Raw genomic sequence first — 26353 nt, 5'->3', positions numbered from 1 at the left:
CGGCCACGTCCTCGGCGTCAGGCAGCCGTCGTACGGACCCGGGCGAGGACGGCCTCGGTGTCCACCCCCGTCGGAAGGGTGCCGTACGCGCCGCCGTGCCCCCCGCCCAGCCGGGAGGCGCAGAACGCTTCGGCGACGGCGGCCGGGGCGTGCCGCAGCAACAGCGACGCCTGGAACACCAGGGCCATCGTCTCGGTCAGCTGCCGGGCCCGGTACTCGGCCTCGGCGGGGTCGGCGAGCTGCTTGTGCAGCCCGACCACCGCCGCGTCCAGGTGCCGGTCGGCACCCGCGGCCAGCCCCACCTCGGCGAAGAACGCCTCCACGGTCTCCGGCTGCCGGGCCATGGCCCGCAGCCCGTCCAGCGCGGCCACGTTCCCCGAGCCCTCCCAGATGGACGACAGCGGGGCTTCCCGGTACAGGCGGGGCATGCCCGAGTCCTCGATGTACCCGTTGCCGCCCAGGCATTCCAGGGCCTCGGCCGCGTGCCCGGGGGCCCGCTTGCACACCCAGTACTTGGTCACGGCCAGCCCCAGCCGACGCAGCAGGGCCTCGTCCCCGTCGCCCCGGGCGACCCGGTCCGTGGCCCCGGCCAGCCGCATCGCGACGGCGGTGGCGGCCTCCGACTCCAGGGCCAGGTCGGCGAGGACGTTGCGCATCAGGGGCTGGTCGATCAGCGCCTTGCCGAACGCCCGCCGGTGGGTGGCGTGGTGGACCGCCCGGATCACGCCGAGGCGCATCCCGGACGCCCCGCCGAGGACGCAGTCGAGACGGGTCATGTTGACCATCTCGATGATGGTGGCGACCCCGCGCCCCTCCTCCCCCACCAGCCAGCCGAAGGCCTCGTCGTACTCGATCTCGGCGGAGGCGTTGGAGCGGTTGCCCAGCTTGTCCTTGAGCCGCTGGAGCAGCAGGCGGTTGCGGCTGCCGTCGGGCAGCACCCGCGGCAGCAGGAAGCAGGACAGCCCGCCCGGGGCCTGCGCCAGGGTGAGGAAGACGTCCGACATGGGCGCCGAGGTGAACCACTTGTGCCCGGTCAGCCGGTACGTGCCGTCCCCGGCGGGGACGGCGGTCGTGGTGTTGGCGCGGACGTCCGATCCGCCCTGCTTCTCGGTCATCGACATGCCGGCGATCAGCCCGCGCTTGGTGTCGGGGCGGCGCAGCCCGAAGTCGTAGGTGCGGGAGGCGAGCAGCGGCTCCAGCCACTCGGCGAGTGCGGGCGCCGCGCGCAGGGCGGGCACGGCCGCGTACGTCATGGAGACCGGGCAGGTGTGGCCCGCCTCGACCTGGCCCCAGACGAGGAACTTCGCCGCGCGGGCGACGTGCGCGCCCGGCCGGTCGTCGGCCCAGGGGGCGGCGTGCAGGCCGTGGCCGACGGCGGTGCGCATCAGCTCGTGCCAGTACGGGTGGAACTCGACCTCGTCGACGCGGTGGCCGTAGCGGTCGTGGGTATGCAGCACGGGCGAGTTCTCGTTGGCCAGGCGCCCCCAGTCCGCAGCCCGTTCGGAGCCGGCGAGGACGCCGACCTCGTGCAGCTCGGGCGCGGCCCAGCCGGCTCCCTCGCGGTCGAGGGCCGCCAGCAGGGCCGGATCGTCGGCGGCGTCGTAGCCGTGGTGCGGCGGTACCTGGTTGGTGACCTCATGCGTCTGCGGCATCGTGTCCTCCAAGGGCGCGCAGGGTGAAGGTGATCAGGCCGGGGATGACGTCGCCGGGGGCCGCGTCGCCGTCGGCGAGGGGCCCGACGAGGGCCTCGGCGATGGCGCCGACCAGTGCGGCGGCGGTCAGCTCGGGGTTCTGCGGGGGCAGTTCGCCGGCGGCCACACCCGCGGCGATCCGCTCGGCGTACACGTCGCGGAAAGCGCGGCGGAAGACGAGGCGTTCGGCGTCGACGGCCGGGTCGGCGGGCTCCGCGAGGAGGGCGAAGGCCCGCCGGGGGGCCTGGAGCGCCCGGGAGGCGAACGTCTCCACCGCTGCGGCCACCCGCCGGGCGGCCGTTCCTGGGCGGTCCGCGGCGGCGGCGACCGCCTCCAGCTCGCGGGCGACCAGGGTGCGGAAGAGCGCGGCGGCGAGCTCGGACTTGCCGGAGAAGGACTGGTAGACGCTGCCGGTGGAGATACCGGCCTCGGCCGCGATCGCCGCGACGGAGCAGCCGCCGTACCCCTCCCGGGAGAGCAGGCGGACGGCGGCTTCCAGGACCCGGTCGCGGCGGGCGTCGAGGCGGGCCTGCACGGCAGGGGGGCGACGGTAGGGCACAGGAAGGATTGAAGCACCGATTCACTGCTTCAGGGAAGCCCCGGCCCGCCCGCGGCCGGACGAGCGGGCCCCGCCTCAGGGCGCGGCGGCGGTCAGCGTCGCCGGCGTGGGGCCGTCGGGGCGGACGGTGATGCCGTACGCGGTGCGGGCGGGCGTCGACCGGAAGGCGACGGTGTACGCGGGCAGCAGCCGCTCCAGCAGTACGGTGGACTCGCGCAGGGCGAACTGCAGGCCGAGGCAGGCGCGCGGGCCCAGCCCGAAGGGCAGGTAGGCGCCCGGGTCGGCCGGACGGCCCCGGGGCGTGGTGAACCTCCGGGGGTCGAAGCGCTCCGGGTCCGGCCACAGCTCCGGGTCGCGGTGCGTCAGGTACGGGCACACCAGCAGGTCGGTGCCGGCGGCGACGGCATGCCCGGCCAGGACGTCGTCCTCGGCCGCGTGGCGGGGCAGCATCCAGGCCGACGGATACAGCCGCAGCGTCTCGTGGACCAGCGCCTGGACCGCATGCCGACGCCCCGCGGAGCCCGGGCCACCGGCCGCGAGCGCCTGCCCGCGGGCCCCCGCGTTCCGGTCCAGCAGCAGGTACAACCAGGTCAGAGTGGTCGCGGTGGTCTCGTGCCCGGCGAAGAGCAGGGTGACGAGCTCGTCGCGGATCAGGCGGTCGGTGTACTCGGGCCGCTCGGCGGCCGCGTCGACCAGGACGTGCAGCAGCCCGGGCCCGTCGGGTCCGGCGGGACCGGTGCGGGCGGCGTCGATGGCGTACCGGGCGACGGCGTCGATCCGGGCGACGTCCGCGGCGACGGCGTCCCGGGCGCCGGCGTCGTCGGCGGGCAGGGTGGGCAGCGCCGCCGCCAGGTCCTCCACGGCGCCCAGCTCGCCCTCGGTCCGGGCGTCGAGGGGGTGCCCGGTCAGGGAGCGCCAGATGGTGTCGAGGGCGAAGCGGCGCATCTCCCGCCCGACGTCGAGGGGCTGCCCGGTGGCGGCGTACCGGGCCCAGCGCGCGGCGGCGGTGTCGGCGGCCCGCTCGATCCGCTGCTCGTAGCGGCGCATCCCGGTGCCGGTGAACTGCGACTGCAGCAGGCGGCGTTGCCGCTTCCAGGCCTCCCCGGAGGCGGCGAGGACCCCGTCGCCGATCAGCAGACGGGCCCGGTGGGAGCGCTTGACGTACCGGTCGGGGTGGAGGGCGAGCACGTGCCGGACGGCCCCGGGGTCGGTGACGAGGACCGTGGGCGGGGCGGCCGCGTCCACCGGCCCGAGGTGCAACGCCGCGACACCGCCGAGCCGTTCCCGCGCGAGGGCGAGCAGGTCGACGAGCTCGCCGCCCTCCGCGCGCCACCGCCGTACGTGGACGGGGTCCAGCTCGGGGACCGGACGGCCCGGTTCGGGGGCCTGCGGGAGCGGGTCCCGGTCGACGCCTGCTTCGGTGGCCACGGTCTCCTCCTGCTTCCTCGTCGATGCCGCCCGCCGGCAACCTTCTCTGACGGAGCGTCGGCACGACATCACGGACTGTACGGGAGGTGTGGCGCCCGATGACACCCCGTCGGCGTTCGAGGCGCGGGTGCAGGGCGCAGCCCTCGGGCCGGTTTCAGCGCTCCCGCCCGTCGGCACCGGCATTCCGCGGACGCGGCGGCCGGCCCGAGGCGGACCGCCGCGGGCCGGGTCCGGGGGCCCGGCCCGGCGGCGTACGCACGGCCGTCGGCAGTGCGACGAGAGGAGGTGCCGCACCGGTGTAAGGGGCGGTGTCTCCCGGCCACTGTCGCCAGGGGAACGACGAGCCCGCCGTGCGCGGCGGCCGCGGGACCCGCTACCTGCCGCGGGTGGTGCCTTGGGGATGCCGAGCGGTTCGACGCCCCACCCGCGCGGGACGGCCGCAGGGCCGCGTACGGCTTCCCCGACGGCGCACCGCGTACGGGGACGGCGGAACGCGGACCGGACCGGTCCGCGGGAGGGTGCCGTGCCCGCTGCCGACCGGGGGCGAACGGAACCCGGCGCCCGCGGCCGCTCCCCGCGAGCGCCGCAACCGCCTGGTTCTGCACGGCGGTGGCCAGCGCGGCGGGCACGGGACGTGCCAGGCCTCGACCCCGGCACCGGGGCCGCCCCGCGGGTCCGGGGCCACGACTCGGAATCCACGTCACGGCCTCGTCCAGCGGCGCCCTGCCGAATACGGCGCACCGGCCAACAGTGCGCCCCGGCAGGCCCGGGCAGGGGGCCGGACCGAGACCCAGGGCCGGAGCCCAGGCCGTGCGGCACCGGGACCGGGACCGGACCGGGACCAGGTCCGGGGCCGGGGCCGGGGCCGGGGCCGGACGCGAGGGAGTTCCGGGCCCGGGGGCAGGGCCGGGACCTCCGCCTGGGCCGGCACGAGGCCGGGCCAGGACCAAGGCCGGGACCAAGGCCGCGTCCGGGGCCAGCACCGCGGCCAGGGCCGCGGCCGGGGCCAAAGGCGGGACCGCGGCCGGGGCGGGAAGTTAGTGCAGGGTGCGGGGGAGGCGGAGGCTGAGGGCGGCCGTGAGGGCGATCAGCGCCAGCTGGACCAGCAGGGCCGTGGTGAGCGCCGTCCGCATGCCGTGCGCGGCGGTCAGGGCGAGGAACAGGCTGCCGAGCGTGGCGACGCCGAGGGCGAGCGCGGACTGCTGGGTGGTGGTCACCACGCCGCCGCCCACCCCGGCCCGGTCGGCCGGCACGTCCGCGAGCATCAGCCGGATCAGCACCGGCAGTTGGAAGCCCTGGCCGAGGCCGGCGACGGCCACGCCCGGCGCCAGCTCGACGACACCGGGCTGCGGCCCCCCGTACCGGAGGGTGAGCAGCACCACGGTGATGCCGACGGCCTGGAGGACGGCGCCCGCGGTGACGACGCGGCTGCCGAACCGGCCGGTCAGCCGCGGCCCGGCCAGGGAGGCCGCGAAGAAGGCGAGGGCCATGGGCGCGAGGGCCAGCCCGGCGACCACCGGCCCCTTGTGCAGGCCTTCTTGCAGGACCACGGCCATCACGAACATGAAGCCGCTGAAGCCGATGGAGAACGGCACCAGCAGGACCAGCCCCCGCCGCAGCGACGGCAGCCGCAGCAGGCTCGGCGGCACCAGCGGGGTCCGCCCCAGCCGGTCGGCGCGGCGCTCCACGGCGACGAAGCCGACGGCCGCGACGGGGAACGTGCCCAGCAGCAGCCAGGTCCACAGCGGCCAGCCGGTGGCCCGCCCCTCGGTCAGCGGCACCAGCAGCGAGACCAGCGACAGGGCCAGCAGCAGCGTTCCCGGCACGTCGACCGAAGCGGGCCGGTCCGAGCGGGTCTGCGGCACGGTCCGCGCGGCGAGCACCAGCCCGGCGAGGGCGGCCGGCACGTTCACCAGGAACACCGAGCGCCAGCCCAGGCCGGCCACGTCGGCGGCCACCAGGACGCCGCCCAGGACCTGCCCGGCCACCATGGACAGCCCGCCCGTGGCCCCGTACAGGCTCATCGCGCGGGCCCGGCGCGGGCCCTGCGTGGTGGCCTGGATGGTGGCGAGCACCTGCGGCAGCATCAGCGCGGCCGCGGCGCCCTGGGCCACCCGGGCCGCGACGAGGGTCCACGCGGTGGGGGCGAGGCCGCAGGCGAGCGAGGTGAGGCCGAAGGCGGCCATGCCGGCGAGGAAGAGGCGGCGCCGGCCGGCGGTGTCGCCGAGGCGGCCGCCGAGGACGAGGAGCACGGCGTAGGCGACGCCGTAGCCGCCGACGATCAGTTCGAGCACGGCGGGGCCGGCGGCGAGGTCGTGGTCGATGGCGGGCAGTGCCACGTTGACGATGAAGAAGTCGACCATCGGCAGGGCGGCGCCGAGCAGCACGGTGAACAGCCCCATCGGGCCCAGCGCGGCCGGGGCGGAGGGGGAAGGGGAGGCAGGGGCCGTGGCGCGGGCCGGGGCGGGCGCCACGCGCGCGCCGGTGGCCGGGTCCGGGGCGGCGGCAGCGGGGGTTCGTACGGTCGTCTCACTCACACCACCGACGATCGCGCCCCGCCCAGCCTGGTACCAGAGTCTCCTTGTCCTGGTACCCGCAGTACCTGGCAACCGGATCCGCAGTGCGGCACCCTGGTGGTATGACCACTGTGGCACCCCGGAGCGACGTGCGCCGGCACGAGCTGGCCGAGTTCCTGCGCAGCCGCCGCGAGCGCATCACCCCCGAACAGGTCGGGCTGCCGCGCGGGCGCCGGCGGCGCACTCCGGGGCTGCGCCGCGAGGAGGTCGCCCAGCTCTCCGCGGTCGGCGTCACCTGGTACACCTGGCTGGAGCAGGCCCGGGAGATCCAGGTGTCCGCGCAGGTCCTCGATGCCGTGGCGCGCGCCCTGCTGCTCGACGCGAGCGAGCGCACGCACCTGTTCGCCCTGGCCGGTACGGCCGACCCGGCGCCGAACACGCCGTGCCCGAGCGTGACCCCGGCGCTGCGGGAGATGCTGGACCAGCTGGCGCCGCTGCCGGCCTGCGTGCAGAACAGCCGGTACGACATCCTCGCGTACAACAGCACGTACGGGCGGCTGCTGTGCGATCTGGACGCACTGCCGCCGGAGGACCGCAACTGCCTGTGGCTGGCCTTCACCGACCCCGACTGGCGGGAGGCCGTCGTCGACCACGCGGAGACGCTGCGGATCCTCGCGGCCAAGTTCCGCGCGTCGATGGCCGAGCACCTCGCCGAGCCCGCCTGGAAGGCGCTGGTGGCCCGGCTGGAGGCGCACTCCCCGGAGTTCCGCGAGGTGTGGGCCCGGCACGAGGTGGTCGACCAGGGCGCAAGGACGAAGAACATCCTCAACCGGCACGTCGGGCTGCTGCACCTGGAGCACACCAGCCTGTGGCTCGGCCCGGCGCCGGGACCGCGTCTCGTCACGTACGCGCCCCGGGACGAGGAGACCCGCGCACGCCTGGAGCAGCTCCGGGCACTCGCGGAGACCCGGGACGCAGACCAGGACCCGGACCCCGGCCCCGACCGCGCCCCGGACCGCGGCCGGGGCCGGACCCCGGTCGCGGCCTGACGGCCCGGCAGCGGGCCCGGTCCGCCCGCTACACCGCGACCGCCTCCTCCAACCCCTCGGGCAGGCGGCCGGTGTGGACCACGCCGAGGCTCTGGGTGGCCCGGGTCAGGGCCACGTACAGGTCGCTCGGGGCGAAGTCCGCGGGCTCGACGACGATCACCGAGTCGAACTCCAGGCCCTTGGCCTGCCGCGGCTCCAGCAGCACCACGGTCCGGGTGAGATCGGGCTCCGCACCCGCGTGCGCGCCGGGCAGCACCCGGACCAGCAGCTCGTGCACCGCCCGCGGCGCGATCACCGCGAGCCGGCCCTCCGCGGGGGTCCCCCGGCGCACGGCGTCGGCCACCGCCGCGGCCAGGTCGTCCTCGGACCGCACCCAGGGCCGCCGGCCGGTCGAGCGCACCGACCGCGGCGGCTCGAAGCCGGGGTGGCGGGCCCGCAGCACGGCGGCGGCCACGTCCATGATCTCGGCGGGCGTGCGGTAGTTGACGCCGAGGCGGACGAGCTCCCAGCGGTCGCCGACGTACGGGTCCAGGACCTGGCCCCAGGAACCGCAGCCTGCCTCGTCGGCCGTCTGGGCCGGGTCGCCGACCAGCGTCATGGAACGGGTCGGGCAGCGCCGCATCAGCAGCCGCCAGGCCATCGCGGACAGCTCCTGCGCCTCGTCGACGATCACGTGTCCGAAGGCCCAGGTGCGGTCGGCGGCGGCCCGCTCGGCCGTGCTGCGGTGGTCGTCCTCCTCGTGGCGCTCGGCCATCCGCTCGGCGTCGATGATGTCGTGCGCGGCGAGGAACTCGTTCTCCATGTCCTCGAACTCGTACGACTCCGACCCGGCGGACAGGTCGAGCACGCCCTGTGCGTACGCGATGCGCTCCTGCCGGGCGCGTTCCTCGGCGGCCCGCTCGGCACTGTCGTCGATGCCGAGGAGCTCGGCGGCCTCGTCGAGCAGCGGGACGTCGGCCGGCGTCCAGTCGCCGGGCGCGGACGTCGGCCGGCGGATCAGCTCGGCCTCGTCGTCCGGCAGGTGCGTGGGGTCGGCGAGGAAGTCCGCGACGAGTCGGCGCGGGGTGAGCGGCGGCCACAGCACGTCGATCGCGGCGTGCACCGCGCTGCTCGTCGCGATCTCCTTGCCGAGCTGTGCGATGTCGTCCGGGCCCAGCAGGTTGGGGCCGCCGAACGGGTCCGCGCCGAGCCGGTCGGCGAGCTGCTCGGTCAGCGCGTCGATCACGGAGAACGCGAAGTAGGGGCGGGCCAGGTTGTGCGGCAGCCCGGTGCCGCGCGCCCGGTCCCGGGCCTCGTACGCCATGGTCCGGTCCAGCAGCAGCGTGCCGTACTCGTCGTGGTCGATCTCCAGGGCCGGCTCGGGCACGACGGCGCTGTCCTCGCCGCTGCCGGCGGGCACGGTCTCCGGCAGGGTCTGCCGGTCCTGCACGACGCGGGCCAGGACCCCGGCCATCCTGGCGTGGCCCTTGACGGCGGCCGCGCCGGGCCGGTCGGTGCCCGTCGCGCGGATGCCGGGGAACAGCTCGCCCATCGTGGCGAGCAGGACGCCCGTCTCGCCGAGGGCCGGGAGCACCTCGCCGATGTAGCCGAGGAACGCCGGGTTCGGGCCGACGATCAGCACGCCGCGCTTGGCGAGCAGTTCGCGGTACGCGTACAGCAGGTAGGCGGCCCGGTGCAGGGCGACCGCCGTCTTGCCGGTGCCCGGGCCGCCCTCGACGACCAGCACCCCCCGGTGCGGGGAGCGGATGATCCGGTCCTGCTCGGCCTGGATGGTCTCGACGATGTCGTGCATGCGGCCGGTGCGGGCGGCGTCGAGCGCGGCGAGCAGCACGGCGTCCGCGTCGGCGCCCTCGTGTCCCGTGCGCTCGGTGTCGGTGAGGTCGAGGATCTCGTCGTGCAGGGCGGTGACGCGGCGGCCCTGGGTGGTGAGGTGGCGGCGCCGGCGCAGGCCCATGGGGTGGTGGCCGGTGGCGAGGTAGAACGGGCGGGCCACCTCGGCCCGCCAGTCGAGGACGAGGGGGGTGCGCTCGGCGTCGTCGCGGCGGATTCCGATCCTGCCGATGTGGTGGTCCCGGCCGTCGGAGAACTCCAGGCGCCCGAAGCAGAGTCCGCTCTCGCCCGAGTTCAGCGCGGAAAGCAGCCCGGATTGTTCGGCGACCAGGATGTCGCGTTCCAGGCGCGCCTGTCCGCTGTTTCCCGCGCCGGCCGCCAGTGCGCCGTGGACGGCGCGTTCGGCCTGATCACGCAGGTCATCGAGGCGCGCGTAGAGCGCGTCGATGAATTGCTGCTCTTTACGGAATTCCGCGGTTGACAATTCCACTCCCGACCCGATACAGTGTCCTCGTAAAGCTTCTTCACGCCCACCTTCACAGGGAAGCGTGAACTCTCCAATATACGCGGATGAAAACCCTGGACGCCAATTCGGTCCGGGGTTTTTTCGTGTCCCCGGACGTGCCCGCGCGGCGACCCGGCGTCACCCGGACGGCCCACTCGTCGGGCCGTCCGGGCCGGGCCCTGGTGTGGTGGATGCACGAGCTGTCGAGCACACGGGGAAGTCTCATGTACGAAATGCACCTCGGCGAGGCGGCCACCGGGCAGGACCCGGTCTGGCACGTCGTCGCCCGCGACCGCTCCGCCACCCTGTGCGGCCGCCCCCTCGTCCCGTCCGGATACACCGAGACCGATGCTCATTGCGTGCCGTGCATGGCCGCCTTCCGCGACGTCATGGGCGGTGAGACCTCGAAGCCCTGACGGGCCCCGCCCGGTCCGGGACTTCCGGTAGGGCGCGTTTGCGGCCCGTACCACGGGTCAGACGCATGCGTGTGCACCGTTCGCCAGGAGGGAGTCACCATGCCAGGCCAGGAGAAGGCCAAGGCCAATGCCGAGCAGCTCAAGGGCAAGGCCAGGGAAGCGGCCGGACGCATCGTGGACGACGAGCGCCTGACCGCCGAAGGCCGCGCGGAACGGATCAGGGGCGACATCCGCGAGGCCGGGAAGACGAAGGACACCCTTGAAACCTGACGCCGATCGCGCCGCACACGGCCGGGACGAAACCGAGGAGGAGCGGGCCGACCGGCGGTGGCAGGAGCTCGTCCAGGAAATCCGGGTCGTCCAGACGGGCGTCCAGATCCTGTTCGGGTTCCTGCTGACCGTGGCGTTCACCCCGCACTTCCAGCGACTGTCCCAGGCGGACCGGGCGATCTACACCGTCACGGTCGTCCTCGGTTCCCTGGCCACCGGCGCGCTGATCGGGCCCGTCTCCCTGCACCGCATCGTCGCGGGGCGGCAGGTCAAGCCCCAGGCGGTGGTGTGGGCCTCCCGGCTCACGATGGTCGGCATCGTGCTGCTGCTGGCCACGCTCGTCGCCGCCCTGTTCCTGATCCTGCGCGTGTCCACGGACGACACCGCGGTGCCGTGGATCGTGGCCGGAGTGCTGCTCTGGTACCTGGTGTGCTGGTACGCGCTTCCCCTGTGGGTGCGCGTCCGGCACACCGCCGGATCCGCGGCCCGGGGCGCCTCCCGCCCCGGCAGCCGCTGACCTGCCGCGCCTTCCTCCGCCCCCGTGCGCCTCCGCCTCCGGCCCCTCGGGCGGCCCGCGGGCCGCGCCCGTCTCCCCTCCTCCGCAGCGGTCACTGCGTACGCGGGAAAAGGCCGTCGCGCGCCCGCCCGTCGGCACCTAGCCTGATGCGGCCGCGCCGGGGCGCACTCCGGCGCACGAGCAGCTGCGAAGGAGACGCGGATGACCGTCACCACCCGGGTGGCCCTGGCCACCTCGACCCCGGGTCTGGACGAGGACTCGGACATGCCGGCCCTGCTGGAGGCCCTGCGGTCGCGGGGCGTCGACGCCGCGGCCGTGGCCTGGGACGACGCGGACTTCGACTGGGCGGCGTGCGACACGGTGGTGATCAGGTCCACCTGGGACTATCCGCTGCGCCGCAGCGAGTTCCTTGCCTGGGCCGGTGCCGTCCAGGCCGTGGCACGGCTGGACAACCCGGCCGGGGTCGTGCGGTGGAACACCGACAAGGTCTACCTGCAGGACCTCGCCCGGCTCGGTGTGCCCGTGGTCCCGACCCGGTTCATCGCGCCCGGCGAGGAGGTGGTCCTGCCGGACGGCGGGCAGTTCGTGGTGAAGCCCTCCGTGTCGGCGGGCGCGTACGGCACCGCCCGCTACACGGAGGCGCAGCACGACCTGGCGGCCGGGCACGTGGCCGAGCTGCACGGCGCCGGGGCCACGGTGATGGTGCAGCCGTACCTGTCCCGGATCGACGAGGGCGAGCGGGCGCTGGTCTTCCTCGGCGGCGCGTTCAGCCATGCGATACGCAAGGACCCGGTGCTCACCGAGACCGGCGTCGTCGACAACGAACGGGTCCCGCACCCGAACCTGCGACCGCACCGGCCGTCGGCCGCCGAACTGGCGCTGGCGGGGGCAGCGCTGGCCGCCGTACCGGAACGGCAGGACGAACTGCTGTACGCGCGGGTGGACATCGCCGACGCCGACGACGGGTCGCCGGTGGTGATGGAGCTGGAACTGGTGGAGCCGAACCTGTTCATGGACCAGGAGGCGGACGGGCCCGCCCGGTTCGCGGACCTCGTGCTGGCGCGGGCGGCCGCGGCGCGGGCCGGCGTCAGAACCTGATGTCGGCCGCGACCGGGAGGTGGTCGCTCCCGGTCGCGGGCAGGGTCCGGACCCGTACCACGGTCGCCGAGCGGGTGAGGACCTGGTCGATCCGGGCCACGGGCAGGGCGGCGGGCCAGCTGAAGGCGAAGTCCCGGCCGGGCCGGGTCGTGCGTGTGGTGACGGGGGCGAGCCCGCGGTCGTCGACGGTGCCGTTGAGGTCGCCGAGCAGGATCACCCGGTGCAGCGGCTCGGCGGCGAGTGCCCGGCCGAGCAGCACCGCACTCTCGTCCCGGCGGGCGGAGCCGAAGCCGTGGGCCCCGAGGCGGAGCGAGGGCAGGTGCGCCACGTACACGGCCGCCTCACCGCGCGGTGTCCGGGCGGTGGCCCGCAGCCCGCGGTTCCAGTCCTCCCCCAGGCCCGCCGGCCGGATGTCCACCGGCCGGGCGTCGGCGAGGGGATGCCGCGACCACAGCCCGACGGTGCCGACGGCCGCGTGGTACGGGTACTGCGGGGCCAGGGCGGTCGCGTAGGCCGGCAGCGCGGCGGGGGTCAGCTCCTCCAGGGCGATCAGGTCGGCGCCGGTGGCGGTCAGCGCCCGCGCGGTGCCGGCGGGGTCGGGGTTCTCGTCGCTGACGTTGTGCTGGACGGCGACGATGCCGGCGGTGTCCGGCGGGCCGTCCGGGCCGGGGAGCAGGAAGCCGCCGAAGAGCCAGAGCCAGGCGGCCGCGGGCAGGGCGGCGGCGTACGCGGCCGGGGCCGACCGGCGCAGCAGGGCCCAGCCGAGGAGGGCCGGGACGGTCAGGCCGAGCCAGGGCAGGAAGGTCTCCAGCAGCCCGGCGGGCCGGCCGGGCAGGTCCGGCAGCGCACGGTGGAACACCATCAGACCGCCGGCCAGGGCTCCCGGCCCGAGGGCGGCCGCCCCGCGCGGCAGCCCGTACTTCCCCTGCGCCATGTTCCGACCCGGCCCCCTCACACGTCCCGGAACGAAGACGGGAGGGGCGGGAATCCGGTTCCGCCCGGGCCCGGCCGCGCGCCCCGGGCGGGAGCGGGCCGGGTGGGCGGAGGTCACCGTGGTGCGGCGCCGGTGGGCGGGGGCGGGCGGCGGACGCGGGCCAGGATGAGGACCGTGTCGTCCGTGGCGCCCGCGTCGGGGAGGAGTTCGGCGAGGATCCGGTCCGCGGCCTCCTCCAGGGAGTCGACGGGCCCGGCGAGACGGCTGCGGAGGGCGTCGACACCGGTGTCGATGTCGTGGCCGCGGGCCTCGACGAGGCCGTCGGTGTACAGGGCGAGGACGGCACCCTCCGGGACGTCGACCGTGATGGCGCGGTACTCCACGCCGCCCACTCCCAGCGGGACGCCGAGGCTCTCGCCGAGGTTCTCGCCGAGGGTGCGCACGGTGCCGTCCGGGGTGCGCAGCAGCGGTGGCGGGTGGCCGGCGTTGGCGATGCGGGCGCTGCCGGTGTTCGGGTCGTAGTCGAGGAACAGGCAGGTCGCCCATTCGATGCCCGCCTCCTGGGCGCACTCGTCGAGTTCGGCGAGCAGGGCCGCCGGGTCGTCGGAGGTGTGCCGGGCCAGGGTCTTGGCGGTGATCCGCAGGCGGCCCATGGACGCGGCGGCGAGGACCCCGTGCCCCATGACGTCGCCGACGACGAGGGCCACCCGGCCGCCGGGCAGGGCGATGGAGTCGTACCAGTCCCCGCCGACCTCGGTGACGCGGCTGCCCGGCAGGTAGCGGTGGGCGATGTCGACGTACGGGCCGGCGTCCGGGGCGCTGGGCAGCAGCGCCCGCTGGAGGGTGAGCGCGATGTCCTGGATCCTGCCGTACAGGCGGGCGTTGTCCAGGCAGAGGGCGGCGCGGGAGGCGAGTTCGCCGGCGAGGCTGAGGTCCTCCGGGGCGAAGGCGGGGCGGCGGGCGGACCGGCCGAACATGGTGATGCCCTGTACGGTGCCGCGGGCGATGAGCGGGGCGATGAGGATGTCGGCGAAGCCGCTCTCCAGCAGCAGCCGGGCGCGTTGCGCGTGGGTGACGTTGCGGGCCAGGAACTCCGCGTCGACCGGGAAGGACAGCGGGCGGCCCGTGCTGAGCATCTCGTGGATGTGGGAGCCGGGCGGGTAGACGACCCGCTCGGCTCCGCGGACGAGTTCACCGGCGGGGGCGTCGAGGACGGTGCCCCAGGCGATCCGCCGGGTGAGGAGCGGCAGCTGCGGGTCGAAGTCCTCGGTCTCGTCCATCCATTCCACGAGTTCCACCACGCAGCCGTCCGCGAAGTCGGGTACGGCCGCCCGGACCAGTTCGTCCGCGGTGACGTCGAGGTCGAGGGTGGTGCCGATGCGTGCGGCGGCCCGGTCGAGCAGGGCGAGGCGCTGCCGGGCGGCGCTGGCTTCGAGGATGGCCCGCTCCCGGTCGGTGACGTCGACGATCAGGCCGCCGACGCCGCGCCGGGTGTCGCCGGCTCCGCTCAGCGGGAAGAAGCTGACGGAGCGGACCTGGTCGCGGTCCGGGCGGCCCGGGGTGCGCAGGCCGACGAGGGCGCCGACGACGGTCCGGCCGTCGCGGGCCACGGTCTGCAGCATCCGCTGGTATTCGCCGCCGTCCGAGGTGATCATGATGTCGCCGACGGGCCGCCCGAGGTGGTCGGCGAGGGGGATGCCGTCCATGTCGGCCAGGGCCTGGTTGAGGTGGACGTAGCGCAGTTCCTCGTCGAGCATGACCAGGCCGATCGGACAGGTCTTGAAGAGCGCGTCGAGGAAGACGAGGTTGCCCTTGACCCGGTTGAGCTCGTCGCCCCGGGCCGCCAGCGCCAGGACGACGGAGGCGCCCGCGGGGCCGTCCAGCGGGAAGCCCCGGAACCCGCAGTCGAAGACGGTGCCGTCCCGGTTCAGCGCGGGCATCCGCACCCGCCAGTACCCGAGGGTGCGGGCCCGCTCGACGAGGCGCGCGGCGCCGCCCGGCTCCCCCGGGTCCGGGGGCGGGAAGAGGTCCGCGGCGGGCCGACCCAGCACGGCTTCGGGCGGGTGGCCGAAGAGGCTCTGCGCGCCGGGGCCCCAGTAGCAGACCCGCTCCTGTGCATCGATGCCGAAGACGGCGACGGCCACGTCCTCCAGCAGCGCCCCCGGTTCGGAGCGGAGCGGGCTGGGCTCCTGCTCGCCCCCCAGCCGGGCCGCTGGCATACCGGGCCCCCTTCCGCGCACGGCCCGCCCGGTGCGCGCAGGCCCGCGCGGGTGGTTGTCCGGGCCCGCACGGCAGGTCGCGGGCCGCCTCCTCAATTCTGCGCGCCCCGGGTTCCGAGGACACTACCGGCAGCGGAACGTGGCCGCCGCCGGACCGAGGGTGACCGTCGGGGAGGCGTGACCGCGCAGGCGTGCGGACGGTGGTGCCGATCCGTCGCCCGCGGCTCCGCAGGACCGCCCCGCCGTACGGTTTTCCGCCACGCCGGAAGCGGTGCGCGCCGTACCGCCCGGCCCCCGCTGTAGCCTGGGGCAGCCATCTCACGACCTGGGCGCGCACTGCCATGGGGGACGCCGTGGGGGATCCGGACCCGGACCGCGGACGGAACACCACCGACCGCCCCGACCCGTCCGCAGCAGAGCAGACGCCCTCGCCGGCGCCCGACGACGGCGGCGGTGCGGCAGCGGAGTTCCCGGCGCAACTGCGCCGGCTGCGGGGGGAACGGGGGCTGTCGCTGGCGGGTCTGGCCCGTCAGACGCACTACAGCAAGGGCTACCTGAGCAAGATCGAGACCGGCGCCAAACGGGTCACCGTGGACGTGGCCCTGCGCTGCGACCGGGTGCTCCAGGCCGACGGCACGCTGCTGCGGCTGGCCCGGGAGGCGGAGGCGGCCGCGGCCCGTGCGGCCGCCCCCACCCGTACGCCCGCCCTGGTCCCGAGCCCCGCCACGGCCGGGGCGGCGGCCGTCCCGCAGTCGGACGGGGAGTGCCCGTACCGGGGCCTGGCGGCCTTCACCGACCGGGACGCGGACCGGTTCTTCGGCCGGGAGCGGGCGACGGCCGCGCTCGTCGAGCGCGTCTTCGAGCGGATCGACCACGGCCCGCTGCTGCTCGTGGGCCGGTCGGGCGCGGGCAAGTCCTCGCTGCTGAGCGCCGGTCTGGTGCCGTCGCTGCGGCGGCGCGGCGGCTTCCCCGCGGCAGGCGCCGAGTCGTGGCCGGTCGTCCGGTTCACCCCGACCCCGCATCCCCTCCAGGAGCTGCTGGACTGCACCGCGAAGGTGCTCGGCGGCGACCTGGGCGTCACCCCGCGGCAGCTGGCCGACCGGCCCGAGCGACTGCTGGAGGCAGTGGGGCGGCGGGGGCGCACAGTGCGGCCGGTACTGCTCGTCGACCAGTTCGAGGAGGTTTTCACCCTCTGCGGTGACGACGAGGAACGGCAGGCCTTCGTCCGCGTGCTGTGCGCCCTGGCCACGGCCCGCCCGGCCCCGACGCCGCCACCGGACCCGGGAGCGGAGCCCGACCCGGGCGCCGGGGGGCACGTCGCCGCCGTCGTGGTCCTCGGCCTGCGGGCCGACTTCTCCGGCAACTGCCTCGACCTCCCCGAACTCGCCGCGGTCTTCACCGACGGCCTGTTCGTCCTGCCGCCCATGTCCGTGGCCGAGCTGAAGGAGGCCGTCACCCGCCCGGCCGAGCGCGCCGGGCTGGCCCTCGAACCCGGCCTCGTGCCCCTGCTGCTGCGGGACGCCGGCGTACGCGACGGCCTCGCCGACGCGGAGGGGGCCGGGCGGCAGGCGGCCCCCTCCGGTGCGCTGCCGCTGGTGTCGCACGCGCTGCTGGCGACGTGGCAGCGGCGCGAGGGGTCGGTGCTGACCGTCGCGGGGTACGAGCACACCGGCGGCATCCAGGGGGCCGTCGCGCAGACGGCCGAGAGCGTGTTCGCCCGGCTGTACCCGGCGGAGCAGCGGATGGTGCGCCGGATCCTGCCGGCCCTCGTCCACGTCGCCGAGGACGTCGGGGCGACCCGCCGCAGAACGGCCCGGGCCGCGCTGCTCGGGCAGTTCAAGGACGCGGCGGCGCCGGCCGCGCGGGTGCTGGACGCGTTCGTACGGGCCCGGCTGGTCACGGCGGACCGGGACACGGTGGAGATCACCCACGAGGCCCTGCTGCACGCCTGGCCGCGGCTGCACGGCTGGATCCACGCCGACCGGGACGGGCTGCTGGTCCACCGCCAGCTCGCCGCGGCCGCCGCCGAATGGGAGCGCGAGGGCCGCGACCCGTCCGTCCTGCACCGCGGGACCCGGCTGGAGACCGCCCGGGCCTGGGCCGAGGAGCTCGACGGCGGCAGCCGGCTCACCCCGCTGGAGGCGGAGTTCCTGCGCGCCAGCACGGCCGCCGAGGACGCCCGGCGCACGCAGGCCCGCCGACGGGTCCGGCGCCGGCAGCGGACGCTGGCACTGCTGCTGGTCCTGCTGGTGCTGGCGGTGACCGCGGGCGGGGTCGCGTACCGGCAGCGGGCGCAGGCCCTCGCCCAGGAACGCGCCGCCCGGTCGCACGCGCTCGCCGCGGAGTCGGCCTCGCTGGCGGCGGGCCGGCCCGAGGCCTCGATGCGGCTCGCCGAGGAGGCCTACCTCACGGAGGCGACCCCGCAGGCGCGCGGGGCGCTGCTGAGCACCCAGTCGCAGCCCTTCCTCGGCCGGCTCACCGGGCACAGCGGCCCGGTCAACGCGGCGGCCTTCGCGCCGGGCAACCGGCTGCTGGCGACGGCCGGTTCCGACGGGAAGGTGCTGCTGCGCCGGGTCTCCGACCGGCGGACGGTCGCGACGCTGACCATGCCCGGACGGGTCCGCTCGATCGCCTTCAGCCCGGACGGCCGGACCCTCGCCGCGACCTCGACCGACGGCCCCGTACGACTGTGGGACACCGCCGGGCACGTCACGGCGGAACTGCCTGCGGAGACGGCGGGCGCGCGGGCCGTGGCCTACGCCCCGGACGGGCGCACCCTCGCCGTGGCGGGCGCGGACGGCACGGTGCAGCTGCGGGACCCGGCAGCCGGGGCGGGCCCGGCGCGCATCCTGACCGGGCACACGGGGAGGGTCGAGGCGCTGGCGTACGCGCCGGACGGCCGGACCCTGGCCTCGGCCGGCGCCGACCGGACGGTGCGGCTGTGGGACACGTCCGGCGACCCGTCCGGGGACCGCCCGGCGGCCGTGCTGACCGGGCACACCGGCGGGGTGCTGGGCGTGGCGTTCTCCCCGGACGGGCGGAGCCTGGCCAGCGGCGGCAGCGACCGCACGGTGCGGTTGTGGGACGTCGCCGAGCGGCGGGCGACCGGGACGCTGACCGGGCACAGCGACGACGTGAACGCCGTCGCCTACCTCCCGGACGGCACGACGGTCCTCAGCGCCGGCGGCGACGGGGCTACCCGACTGTGGGACGTGCGCAGCGGCCGGACGACGGCCACCCTGGCCGGGCACACCGACTACGTGCTCGCACTCGCCGTGGACCCGGCGGGGGCGACGCTGGCCACGGCCTCGTTCGACCAGTCCGTGGTGCTGTGGGACCTGCGCGGCCCGCTGCTGGCGTCCCGGCCGTTCGCCGAGGTCTGGCACGCCGCGTACAGCCCGGACGGGAAGCTGCTGGCGACCGCCGACGGCGACCGCACGGTGCGCGTGTGGGACGTGCCGCGGCGGCGGGTGGCCGCGGTGTTCGAGGGGCACGCCGAGGCGGTGTACGGGGTGGCGTTCTCCCCCGACGGGCGGACCCTGGCCTCGGCCGGCTCCGACGGCACGGTCCGGCTGTGGGACGTCGCCGCACGCATCCCGACGGCCACGCTGACCGGCCACGGCGGCATCGTGTACGCGGTGGCGTTCGCCCCGGACGGGCTGACGCTCGCCTCGGCGTCGGCCGACCGCACCGTACGCCTGTGGGACGTGCCGGGACGGGCGCCGCTGGCCACCCTCACCGGGCACACCGACTTCGCCAACGACGTCGCGTTCAGCCCCGACGGGCGCACCCTCGCCAGCGCGGGCGACGACCTGACGGTCCGGCTGTGGGACGTGGCCGGCCGGGCGCCGCTGGCCACCCTCACCGGGCACGCGGGTGCGGTGCGCGCCGTCGCCTTCGCGCCGGACGGGCGGTCCCTGGCGAGCAGTGGCAACGACGGCACCGTACGCCTGTGGGACGTGCGGCGGCACGCGGTGACGGCGGTACTGGCCGGACACGTCGGCGCCGCCCGGGGCATCGCCTTCTCCCCCGACGGCCGCACCCTGGCCAGCAGCGGCAACGACCGCACGGTCCGGCTGTGGGACGTGCCGGGGAGGCGGCTGTGGGCCGCCCTGACGGGTCATGGGAACGCCGTGTGGGGCGTGGTGTTCTCGCCGGACGGCAGGACGCTGGCCAGCAGCAGCACCGACGGCACGGTCCGGCTGTGGAACCCGGACCCGGCGGCCCGGCTGGAAGCCGTCTGCCGGCTCGGCGCGGCCCACGGCCCGTCCGGCGGCCCGTCCGACGTCGTGTCAGGCGGCCGGGCCGCCGACCCGGCGGGCCCGCCGCCGACCGCGCCGCGCTGCTCCGGGCAGCCCTGAACCGAACCCCCGGAGCCCTGAACGGCAGGGGTTTCCCGGGGGTTTCCCGTTGCCCGTACGGGTGGGGTGACGCCCGGACCTCGACGCCGCGGGCGCGCTGCCACCAGGCTCGTTGCCGTACCCGCCGCAGCAACAGAAACGGGGTCCCGCATGCTCCGCCGGTCCGGTCCCATCGGCACGCTCGTCGCCCTCCTGGCCCTCCTCCTGTGGGCGCCCGGCCCCGCACCGGCCGCCGCCGACACCGCGTGCCGGGTCCTCGCCCCCGGCGCCTCCCCCGAGGCCGAACGGGCCGTCGCCGCCGCCTGCGAGCAGGTCGCGGCCGGCACCTGGTACACCTGGGGCGGTGGTCACGGCCCGGAGCCGGGTGCCACGTACGGCCGGGTGGACCCCGGCGACCCGGCCAGCGAGCACGATCCCGAACGGCTCGGCTTCGACTGCTCGGGCCTGGTCCGGTACGCCTATGCGCGGGCCACCGGCTCGGACGTCCTGGACGGCACGGCGTCCTCCCAGTACTACACGCACCGCGCGGCCGAGCGCTTCACGGCCGGCCAGGGCCTCGCGCCGCTCCTCCCCGGCGACCTGCTGGTGTGGGGTACCTCCCGGGACCTGCACCACATCGCCGTCTACCTGGGGGCGGGCAGGATGGCGGAGGCCCGCCAGTCGGGCACCAGGCTGATGGTCAGTGACGTGCGCCTGTCCGGCGACTACTACGGGGCGGTGCGCGTCAACCCCGGTCCCGTCACGGGGTCCCTCTTCCGGACGTGGGGCACGGGTGTCTGGACCAAGGCCCTCCCGTCCGTCTCGGCCGCCCGCGTGTACGCCCTGCCTGGCCCGACGACGATCCGAGTCCAGTGCCAGAAGCACGCCGAGGAGGTGACCTCGGACGGCTACACCAACGACGTCTGGTCCTACCTGCCCGACTACCGGGCGTGGATGACCAACATCTACGTCCAGGGACCCGCATGGCTGGAAGCGGTGCCCACCTGCACCTTCTGACGCGTTGCGGTGCTCGGCCCGCCCACCGGCAGGCCGTACGATCCCCCTCCCCCGCTTCTCCCCCTCCCCCACTTCTCCCGCGTCCCCCGCTGCCCGCTCTCCTTCCCTCTCCGCACCCGCCGAGGAGCACCGTGCGCCTGCCCGCCCACCGCCGTCTGACCGTCGGCGCCGCCCTGCTGGCCGCAGTGGCCGCCGTGGCACCGGCCGCCACCGCCCGCGCCGCCGCCGTGACCCGGCCGGCCGCCACACCCGTCACACCCGCCGCCGCGGGCCCCGCGGGCTCCGCCGCGCCGGCGCCCCGGCCCGATCTCGACGCCCTCGTACGGGCGTTGCGCAACACGACGGCGGCCGGCGCGCCCGGGGCCATGGCCCGCTTCACCGGACCGGGCCGGCCCGTGGCCAAGGCCGTCGGGGTGCGGGACCGTACCGACGGCGCGGCGATGGACCCCCGGGCCCGCTTCCGGATCGGCAGCGTCACCAAGACGTTCTCCGCGGTCGTGCTGCTGCAACTGGCGGCCGAGGGGCGGCTGGGCCTGGACGACCCGGTCGAGCGGCACCTGCCGGGGCTGCTGCCCGACGGCGACCGGATCACGGTGCGCCACCTGCTGTCGCACCGCAGCGGGCTGGCCGACTACACGGACGCTATGTTCGAGCGCACGGTGCCCGGCTTCGAGGCCGTCCGGAACAAGGTGTTCAGCCCGCGGGACCTCGTCGCCCTCTCGGTGCGCGAGCCGCGCACCACACAGCCGGGCGCGGCGTACGCATACTCGAACACCAACTTCCTGATCGTCGGCATGCTCATCGAGAAGGCCTCCGGGCACGGGCTGGCGCAGGAGTACGAGCGGCGCATCATCAAGCCGCTCGGGCTGGACCGCACGGCGTACGTGCACCCGGCCACGGCCGTCGCGGGGCTGCACGTCCGCGGCTACCTCCACCCCGACGAGGCCGGGGCCCCGCTGGTGGACTCCACCGAGCAGACGGCCTCCTGGGCGCAGGCCGCCGGGGCGATGATCTCCAGCCCGGCCGACCTGAACACCTTCGTGTCCGCGCTGCTCGGGGGCCGGCTGCTGCCGCCGCGCATGCTCGACGCGATGCTCGTGATGAGCCCGACCGACGCCGCGCACACGCGGTTCTACGGGCTCGGGCTGCGGCGCTACGACCTGACCTGCGGGGTGCGGGTGTACGGCCACACGGGAACGGTGCAGGGCTACTACACGTACGCCTTCGCCACGCGCGACGGGCGGCGCGCCCTGGCCGCCATGGCCAACACCTCGAACCGGGGCGAGGCCAACACCGCGCTCGGCGGCACGCTGGAGGCGGTCTTCTGCGGCGGGAAGTCCGCCGCCGGGCCCGCGGCCCGCGGCTCGGCGACGGCGCCGAGGCCCGCCCCGGCGGAGGCGGACCTGCCCGAGCACGGCTGACGCGACCGCGCCCCGGCCGGCGCTCCCACGGGGGTGGGGCGCCGGCCGGGGTGCTCAGACGAGGCGGTGGCGGCGGCGCAGGAGGACGGCCGTCAGCGCGACGAAGGCGAGGGCGAGGACCAGGTAGACGGCCGAGTCGAGGGCCTGGAACGTCCAGAAGTCGGAACTCGGGTAGACCTTGTGGACCCGGCCCACGAAGTTGTGCTCCGCCATGCAGGCGCGCAGCTCGTCACCGGAGAACGCGCAGTCCTCCAGGGGGTGCTGGGCACCGTCCGGGGTCAGGTAGCGGTAGCCCGCGGACCAGGCGCTGCCGATGAGCTGCTTGGGGGTCATGCCCGGAGTGATCCGGTCCACCGGGGCGATGAGGTCCCGGCGGAAGAACGTCAGGGCGGCGGCCAGGCCCAGTACGACGCCACCGGTGATGACCATGGCCGGGATGGTACGGCGTACCAGCAGACCGATCGCGGTGCCGGCGGCCAGCGCGCACAGGGCGCCGGCGACGGCGGAGGGGCCGGAGGCGTTCAGGACGTACGGGTCGTACCAGTAGACGCCGGCCAGGATGTTCGCGATCGGCTCCCACCACCAGGCGATCAGCCCGGCGAGGGCGGCGGAGACGGCGACGGTGCCGAGCGCGGCGAGACCGAACCGGGCGGCGAACCAGGTGCGGGCGCCGACGCCCTGGGTGAGGGCGACCGTGAGGGTGCCGCGCTCGATCTCCCGGGCGATCAGGGGGGCTCCCCAGAACATGCCGATGGCGGCGGGGACGAGCAGTCCGATGGAGCCGAGCACACGGATCTCCGGGCTCTGCTCGAACACGGCCAGTTGGACCTCGGGCCGGCACTCGCCGTTCCAGCCCTTGCACTCCGTCAGGTCGTAGCCGGCGACGGCGTCGATCAGGTCCGCGCGCCGCAGGGCCGCCCAGACGGTGCAGGCGGCGACGAGCAGGAGCGCGGCGAGGACGAGGAGGCGCTGCTGGCGCCAGGCGAGCCACAGGGAGCCGGTCATGCGGCGGCCTCCGTTTCCGTTTCTCCGGCGGCCGCGGACCGCGGGGCCGGTGCGGCCGTCCGCGGGGCGGAGCGCAGGTGGGCGAGGAGCAGTTCCTCGAGGGACGGGGTCGTGGTGATCCAGCGCTCGTCGGCGCCGGCCGGGAGGGCGGCGCCGGGGGCGTTGCGGACGACGGCGGTCAGGTGCCGGCCGGTGGTCGTGGCATGGACGACGGCGTCACGGTCGGCCTCCCGGGGCAGCCCGTCGGCGGTGCCGGGCTCGGCCAGGCCGGTGAGCCGGGTGTAGGCCTCGCGGAGGTCCTGGGTGTCGCCCGCGAGCCGGATCCGGCCCTGCTGGAGGAGGAGGACGTGGTCGCAGACGTTCTCCAGCTCGGGGAGTACGTGCGAGGACATCACGACGGTCAGGCCGCGGTCGGCGACCTCGGCCATGAGCAGGCCCATCGCCTCGTGGCGGACCAGCGGGTCGAGATCGGCGAGCGGTTCGTCCAGCAGCAGGAGGTCGGCCTGCTTGCCCAGTGTCAGCGCCAGGGCGACGCGGGTGCGCTGGCCGCCTGAGAGGCCGCCGACGCGGGTGCTGAAGGGGATGTCCCCGGCGCGCACGATGCGTTCGGCCTTCGCCAGGTCGAAGCGGCGGTTCAACCGGCGGCCCAGGGCCAGCGTGTCGGCGACCGTGAACTGCGGGTGCAGCGGCTTGTCCTGGGAGAGGTACGCCGTGCGGTTGCGGGCCTCGCGGCTGCCGGGGGCGGCGCCGAAGACGCGTATGGAGCCCGCGTCGGGGCGCAGCAGCCCGGTCATCAGGTGGAACAGGGTGCTCTTGCCGGCCCCGTTGGGGCCGACCAGTGCGGCGATGCGGCCCGGCGGGAGTTCGAACTCGCAGCCGTTCAGGGCCTTCTTCCCCCGGAAGGCGTGGTCGATCGCCGTTGCCCGGAGCGCCGCGGGGGCGGTCGGGTCGTTCACGTGGTGTCCTCTCGTCACGGTGCGTCCGGGCCGGGTCGGGGCTCGGGCGCGGGGGCCGTCGTCTCGGTGAGTGCCGCCTCGACGAGGGCGACGATGTCGGCGCGCCCCAACCCTGCCGCCCGCGCCCTCGCCGTCCAGGCGAGGAGGTCGGCGCGCAGCGGTGAGTCCGCCGCCGCTTCCGGGCGCGACAGGGAGCGGGTGACGAACGTGCCCCGTCCGGGGCGGGGTTCGACGAGCCCTTCGCGCTCCAGTTCGCGGTAGGCCTTCAGCACGGTGTTGGGGTTGATCGCGGTGGCCTCGACGACGGCCCTGGCGGTCGGCAGCCGGTCCCCCGGTTCCAGGACGCCCAGCCTGAGCGCCTGTTTGACCTGGTTGACGAGCTGGAGGTAGGTCGCGACACCGCTGTGCCGGTCCACCTGGAACTCGATCATCTCTCTGCTTCACCACCATTCCACTAATGTGTTAGTGGAATGGTGCAGTGAAAGATCGACGAACGTCAAGCCGGGGGGCCGCCGGCCGCCGTGATGGCCCGGATCCGCGCACTGAAGTCCGGTACGGGCAGGGGGAGTTCGAGGTCGTCATCGACGTAGCGGACCGCGGCGGAGACGTACTCGATGACGGCGTCGACCGTCGCCGCCCTGTCGTGGCCGGGGCCGGGGCCCTGCCCCGGCCGTTGCGGTGCGCGCAGGGTGGCGGGCAGGCCGTCGTCGCCGGCCGGGGCCGTCTGGCGGCGCCACCAGACCGCCTGCCGGTTCTCGCCCAGGGCCAGGTGGTGGAGGTACAGGCAGTGGGTGGCGACCGGGTCGCCGGCGCCGGCCGCGTACTGCCACCAGAAGCGGGCGGAGTCCTCGGCGTCGGTGAGCAGCAGGATGCAGCCGAGGACCCGCGCGCCGGAGGGCTGGGGCAGCGCCTGGGTGAGGAAGCCGCCGCCCAGCGCACTGACGGCGGCGCTGGTGACGGCGGTCTCGCAGAGCGCCTGGAGGTCGTCCGCGGCGCCCCGCATGGCCCGCTGGCGGTCGGCGGCGGGCGCCGGGAGGGCCGACGGGTGCGGGTCCGCGGGGAAGACCCCGCCGGCGGCGCCGGACCACGGGGGCTCCGCGGGCTCTGCGGGCCGCAGGGCGCGGGCGCGGTCGGTGATGTCGGCGGGCGGGTACGCGACCTCGTGGAGGCGGGCGCGGGCGAGCAGTTCGTCAATGGTCGAGGCCACGGGGGTGTCCCTCCTCGGTGGTGCCCGTCGGGTGCAGGACCGCGTCCAGGTTGCGCCGGGCGTGCCGCGCGGTGGAGCGTACGGACGCGAGGGAGACCCCCAGTTCGTCCGCCACCTGGGTGTCCTCCAGGCCGCACAGGTGCAGCAGCACGACGACGTCCCGCTGTACGGGCGCCAGCTCGGCCACGGCCCGGAACAGGGCCAGGGTCTCCTCGACCTGGCCGACCGGGTCGGGGGCCGCGGCCAGGGCGACGGTGTCGAAGGCGGCCAGCGCGAGCGAGGGGCGGCCGTTCTCCTTTGGGGCGTGTTCGAGCACGGTCTGGCGCAGCAGCGGCCAGGCGAAGCGTTCGGGGTTCTCGCTGGCCAGGGCGTCGTGCCAGAGCAGCAGCAGGAGGGTGAAGACGTCGCCGACGGCCTTCTCCACGAGGGCCGGCCGGCGCAGGAACGCGGCGGCGTAGCGGGTGTAGTGGGGACGGTGCATCTCCTGGAAGGCCAGGTAGTCCAGGGGTGCCGGGCCGGCGGCTGCGACGGCGCGGCTCCCGGCCCCGCCGGCCTCGTGCAGGCAGTGCTTGATCCACGAGGTCCGCTTGCCGGCGTCGCGCGCCGCCAGCACCCAGCGCAGCCGCATGGCCTCGTACGACACCCGGGGCCTGAGCACCATGAGGACGGTGCGGACGAAGGCCCAGCGGGGGTAGCGCTCGACCGCGCGCAGCAGTTCGGAGATGTGCGACTTGGGCCAGCCGGTGCGGGCCTGCAGCTCGTCGAGGGTGAGACCGCTGCCGTGGAAGGCGTCGCGCAGCGGCTCCAGCCAGGCCCGGTGCGCCGCGCCGGCGCCGTCGGCGATGGGCCCGAGCCGCCGCCCGCGCTTGCCCCGCCGGTCCTGGGGCACGTCCCGGGGTGCCGAGGGGACGGTCATCCCTGCGCCTCCTCGTCCCGCTCGGGCTGCGCGGAGGGGCGCCGCTCCCGCCGGCCCTCGGCGGCTCCCGTACCGGCCTGCACGATCTGCTGCACGCCGAGGGCCGCCGACGGGATCAGCGCGGTGATCGCCGCGACGGGCTGGCCCGCCACCACCATCACCACGCTGAAGGCGAAGATCGCTAAGAGCGCCACCACCGTGACGATCATCCGGTTGTTCTTCATCGCGCCGTCCTCCGGCTGCTTGCGCCATGGGCGAGTTCCGTTCGGGAAACGGCCCTTGGCGGTGTCTCACGCCCCCCTTCAAGAGCCGAGGCAAGCATGGAGTGAACAGAGATGGACAGGCGCGAAAAAAGCAGAACGGGGAACAATCAGATTCGCCCCGGAGGGGTTCGGCCCGGGTGGCGGGCCGGGGGACGGGCCCCGGCGGTGCGGGGCCCGGCGTGGCGGGTCCCGCAGG

Annotated in this window: 21 protein-coding genes; 8 read left to right on the top strand and 13 right to left on the bottom strand. The window is 75.7% G+C overall.

Annotated elements, in window-relative coordinates; genetic code table 11:
- Nucleotides 1-17: 17 nt before the first annotated feature.
- The 4 genes from ACSHWO_RS30985 to ACSHWO_RS30970 form a co-directional block, all read right to left on the bottom strand.
- The gene (locus ACSHWO_RS30985; protein WP_385838931.1) at nucleotides 18-1652 is read right to left on the bottom strand and encodes an isovaleryl-CoA dehydrogenase; all 1635 of its coding nucleotides are present in this window, start codon (nucleotides 1650-1652) and stop codon (nucleotides 18-20) included.
- Nucleotides 1636-2250, bottom strand: a complete 615-nt coding sequence (locus ACSHWO_RS30980) for a TetR/AcrR family transcriptional regulator (protein ID WP_385838935.1) — start codon at nucleotides 2248-2250, stop codon at nucleotides 1636-1638. The genes ACSHWO_RS30985 and ACSHWO_RS30980 overlap by 17 nt, the downstream gene beginning before the upstream one ends.
- Before the next feature lie 75 nt (nucleotides 2251-2325).
- A complete protein-coding gene (locus ACSHWO_RS30975; RefSeq protein WP_438317117.1) occupies nucleotides 2326-3678 on the bottom strand; it encodes a cytochrome P450 in 1353 nt (450 codons plus the stop codon).
- Nucleotides 3679-4715: 1037 nt separating this feature from the next.
- On the bottom strand, nucleotides 4716-6080 hold the full coding sequence (locus tag ACSHWO_RS30970) for an MFS transporter (protein ID WP_438319317.1): 1365 nt from the start codon (nucleotides 6078-6080) through the stop codon (nucleotides 4716-4718).
- A gap of 236 nt (nucleotides 6081-6316) precedes the next feature.
- Here ACSHWO_RS30970 and ACSHWO_RS30965 point away from each other — a divergent pair, with 236 nt between their 5' ends.
- Nucleotides 6317-7243, top strand: coding sequence for a helix-turn-helix transcriptional regulator (locus ACSHWO_RS30965; RefSeq protein ID WP_438317114.1), 927 nt, complete (start codon nucleotides 6317-6319; stop codon nucleotides 7241-7243).
- 28 nt (nucleotides 7244-7271) lie between these two features.
- Here the strand turns inward: ACSHWO_RS30965 and ACSHWO_RS30960 are convergent, their stop codons facing one another.
- Complete coding sequence (locus ACSHWO_RS30960; protein ID WP_438317111.1) at nucleotides 7272-9557, bottom strand: HelD family protein; 2286 nt, start codon at nucleotides 9555-9557, stop codon at nucleotides 7272-7274.
- A gap of 245 nt (nucleotides 9558-9802) precedes the next feature.
- Between ACSHWO_RS30960 and ACSHWO_RS30955 the strand changes: the two genes are divergently transcribed.
- From ACSHWO_RS30955 to ACSHWO_RS30940, 4 genes are all read left to right on the top strand, one after another.
- Complete coding sequence (locus tag ACSHWO_RS30955) at nucleotides 9803-9994, top strand: hypothetical protein (RefSeq protein WP_361086357.1); 192 nt, start codon at nucleotides 9803-9805, stop codon at nucleotides 9992-9994.
- Between the two features lie 99 nt (nucleotides 9995-10093).
- Nucleotides 10094-10264 carry a CsbD family protein gene (locus ACSHWO_RS30950; RefSeq protein ID WP_438317107.1) on the top strand — a complete coding sequence of 57 codons (171 nt, stop codon included), beginning with the start codon at nucleotides 10094-10096 and terminating at the stop codon, nucleotides 10262-10264.
- The gene (locus ACSHWO_RS30945) at nucleotides 10254-10781 is read left to right on the top strand and encodes a DUF6328 family protein (protein ID WP_438317104.1); all 528 of its coding nucleotides are present in this window, start codon (nucleotides 10254-10256) and stop codon (nucleotides 10779-10781) included. Before ACSHWO_RS30950 ends, ACSHWO_RS30945 begins: the two co-directional genes overlap by 11 nt.
- Nucleotides 10782-10982: 201 nt before the next feature.
- Nucleotides 10983-11879 carry an ATP-grasp domain-containing protein gene (locus tag ACSHWO_RS30940; protein ID WP_438317101.1) on the top strand — a complete coding sequence of 299 codons (897 nt, stop codon included), beginning with the start codon at nucleotides 10983-10985 and terminating at the stop codon, nucleotides 11877-11879.
- Here the strand turns inward: ACSHWO_RS30940 and ACSHWO_RS30935 are convergent.
- Both ACSHWO_RS30935 and ACSHWO_RS30930 read right to left on the bottom strand, forming a co-directional pair.
- Nucleotides 11869-12813 carry an endonuclease/exonuclease/phosphatase family protein gene (locus tag ACSHWO_RS30935; RefSeq protein WP_438317098.1) on the bottom strand — a complete coding sequence of 315 codons (945 nt, stop codon included), beginning with the start codon at nucleotides 12811-12813 and terminating at the stop codon, nucleotides 11869-11871. The two genes, ACSHWO_RS30940 and ACSHWO_RS30935, sit on opposite strands and share 11 nt — an antisense overlap.
- 113 nt (nucleotides 12814-12926) lie before the next feature.
- On the bottom strand, nucleotides 12927-15032 hold the full coding sequence (locus tag ACSHWO_RS30930; protein WP_438317095.1) for a SpoIIE family protein phosphatase: 2106 nt from the start codon (nucleotides 15030-15032) through the stop codon (nucleotides 12927-12929).
- Nucleotides 15033-15385: 353 nt separating this feature from the next.
- Here ACSHWO_RS30930 and ACSHWO_RS30925 point away from each other — a divergent pair, with 353 nt between their 5' ends.
- The 3 genes from ACSHWO_RS30925 to ACSHWO_RS30915 all read left to right on the top strand — a co-directional run bounded on the left by ACSHWO_RS30925 (nucleotide 15386) and on the right by ACSHWO_RS30915 (nucleotide 21810).
- Nucleotides 15386-19393 (top strand): nSTAND1 domain-containing NTPase, encoded by a 4008-nt coding sequence (locus tag ACSHWO_RS30925; RefSeq protein WP_438317092.1) that lies wholly within the window; start codon nucleotides 15386-15388, stop codon nucleotides 19391-19393.
- Between the two features lie 150 nt (nucleotides 19394-19543).
- The gene (locus ACSHWO_RS30920; protein ID WP_385839004.1) at nucleotides 19544-20389 is read left to right on the top strand and encodes a C40 family peptidase; all 846 of its coding nucleotides are present in this window, start codon (nucleotides 19544-19546) and stop codon (nucleotides 20387-20389) included.
- 131 nt (nucleotides 20390-20520) lie between these two features.
- Nucleotides 20521-21810, top strand: coding sequence for a serine hydrolase domain-containing protein (locus ACSHWO_RS30915; RefSeq protein ID WP_438317089.1), 1290 nt, complete (start codon nucleotides 20521-20523; stop codon nucleotides 21808-21810).
- A gap of 54 nt (nucleotides 21811-21864) precedes the next feature.
- On the opposite strand, the gene ACSHWO_RS30910 is transcribed toward ACSHWO_RS30915, so the two are convergent.
- From ACSHWO_RS30910 to ACSHWO_RS30885, 6 genes are all read right to left on the bottom strand, one after another.
- Nucleotides 21865-22815 carry an ABC transporter permease subunit gene (locus tag ACSHWO_RS30910; protein ID WP_438317086.1) on the bottom strand — a complete coding sequence of 317 codons (951 nt, stop codon included), beginning with the start codon at nucleotides 22813-22815 and terminating at the stop codon, nucleotides 21865-21867.
- On the bottom strand, nucleotides 22812-23771 hold the full coding sequence (locus ACSHWO_RS30905) for an ABC transporter ATP-binding protein (protein WP_438317083.1): 960 nt from the start codon (nucleotides 23769-23771) through the stop codon (nucleotides 22812-22814). The genes ACSHWO_RS30910 and ACSHWO_RS30905 overlap by 4 nt, the downstream gene beginning before the upstream one ends.
- A gap of 14 nt (nucleotides 23772-23785) precedes the next feature.
- Complete coding sequence (locus ACSHWO_RS30900; protein ID WP_361086328.1) at nucleotides 23786-24202, bottom strand: GntR family transcriptional regulator; 417 nt, start codon at nucleotides 24200-24202, stop codon at nucleotides 23786-23788.
- Nucleotides 24203-24267: 65 nt separating this feature from the next.
- The gene (locus ACSHWO_RS30895) at nucleotides 24268-24978 is read right to left on the bottom strand and encodes a hypothetical protein (protein ID WP_438317080.1); all 711 of its coding nucleotides are present in this window, start codon (nucleotides 24976-24978) and stop codon (nucleotides 24268-24270) included.
- Nucleotides 24962-25894, bottom strand: a complete 933-nt coding sequence (locus tag ACSHWO_RS30890; protein WP_361086321.1) for a sigma factor-like helix-turn-helix DNA-binding protein — start codon at nucleotides 25892-25894, stop codon at nucleotides 24962-24964. The genes ACSHWO_RS30895 and ACSHWO_RS30890 overlap by 17 nt, the downstream gene beginning before the upstream one ends.
- A complete protein-coding gene (locus ACSHWO_RS30885; RefSeq protein WP_361086318.1) occupies nucleotides 25891-26118 on the bottom strand; it encodes a hypothetical protein in 228 nt (75 codons plus the stop codon). Before ACSHWO_RS30885 ends, ACSHWO_RS30890 begins: the two co-directional genes overlap by 4 nt.
- Nucleotides 26119-26353: the final 235 nt, after the last annotated feature.

The organism is Streptomyces pallidus (ex Mingjun et al. 2026), from assembly GCF_051550185.1.
Lineage (GTDB): Bacteria > Actinomycetota > Actinomycetes > Streptomycetales > Streptomycetaceae > Streptomyces.
This window is presented reverse-complemented; position numbering and strand designations above follow the sequence as displayed.

Excerpts from the sequence above, each read along its gene's own strand:
- ACSHWO_RS30940 (WP_438317101.1), top strand. The coding sequence starts at position 10,983 with ATGACCGTCACCACCCGGGTGGCCCTGGCCACCTCGACCCCGGGTCTG.
- ACSHWO_RS30890 (WP_361086321.1), bottom strand. The coding sequence starts at position 25,894 with ATGACCGTCCCCTCGGCACCCCGGGACGTGCCCCAGGACCGGCGGGGC.
- ACSHWO_RS30965 (WP_438317114.1), top strand. The coding sequence starts at position 6,317 with ATGACCACTGTGGCACCCCGGAGCGACGTGCGCCGGCACGAGCTGGCC.
- ACSHWO_RS30900 (WP_361086328.1), bottom strand. The coding sequence starts at position 24,202 with ATGATCGAGTTCCAGGTGGACCGGCACAGCGGTGTCGCGACCTACCTC.
- ACSHWO_RS30910 (WP_438317086.1), bottom strand. The coding sequence starts at position 22,815 with ATGACCGGCTCCCTGTGGCTCGCCTGGCGCCAGCAGCGCCTCCTCGTC.
- ACSHWO_RS30935 (WP_438317098.1), bottom strand. The coding sequence starts at position 12,813 with ATGGCGCAGGGGAAGTACGGGCTGCCGCGCGGGGCGGCCGCCCTCGGG.
- ACSHWO_RS30920 (WP_385839004.1), top strand. The coding sequence starts at position 19,544 with ATGCTCCGCCGGTCCGGTCCCATCGGCACGCTCGTCGCCCTCCTGGCC.
- ACSHWO_RS30985 (WP_385838931.1), bottom strand. The coding sequence starts at position 1,652 with ATGCCGCAGACGCATGAGGTCACCAACCAGGTACCGCCGCACCACGGC.
- ACSHWO_RS30885 (WP_361086318.1), bottom strand. The coding sequence starts at position 26,118 with ATGAAGAACAACCGGATGATCGTCACGGTGGTGGCGCTCTTAGCGATC.
- ACSHWO_RS30970 (WP_438319317.1), bottom strand. The coding sequence starts at position 6,080 with ATGGGGCTGTTCACCGTGCTGCTCGGCGCCGCCCTGCCGATGGTCGAC.
- ACSHWO_RS30930 (WP_438317095.1), bottom strand. The coding sequence starts at position 15,032 with ATGCCAGCGGCCCGGCTGGGGGGCGAGCAGGAGCCCAGCCCGCTCCGC.
- ACSHWO_RS30955 (WP_361086357.1), top strand. The coding sequence starts at position 9,803 with ATGTACGAAATGCACCTCGGCGAGGCGGCCACCGGGCAGGACCCGGTC.
- ACSHWO_RS30950 (WP_438317107.1), top strand. The coding sequence starts at position 10,094 with ATGCCAGGCCAGGAGAAGGCCAAGGCCAATGCCGAGCAGCTCAAGGGC.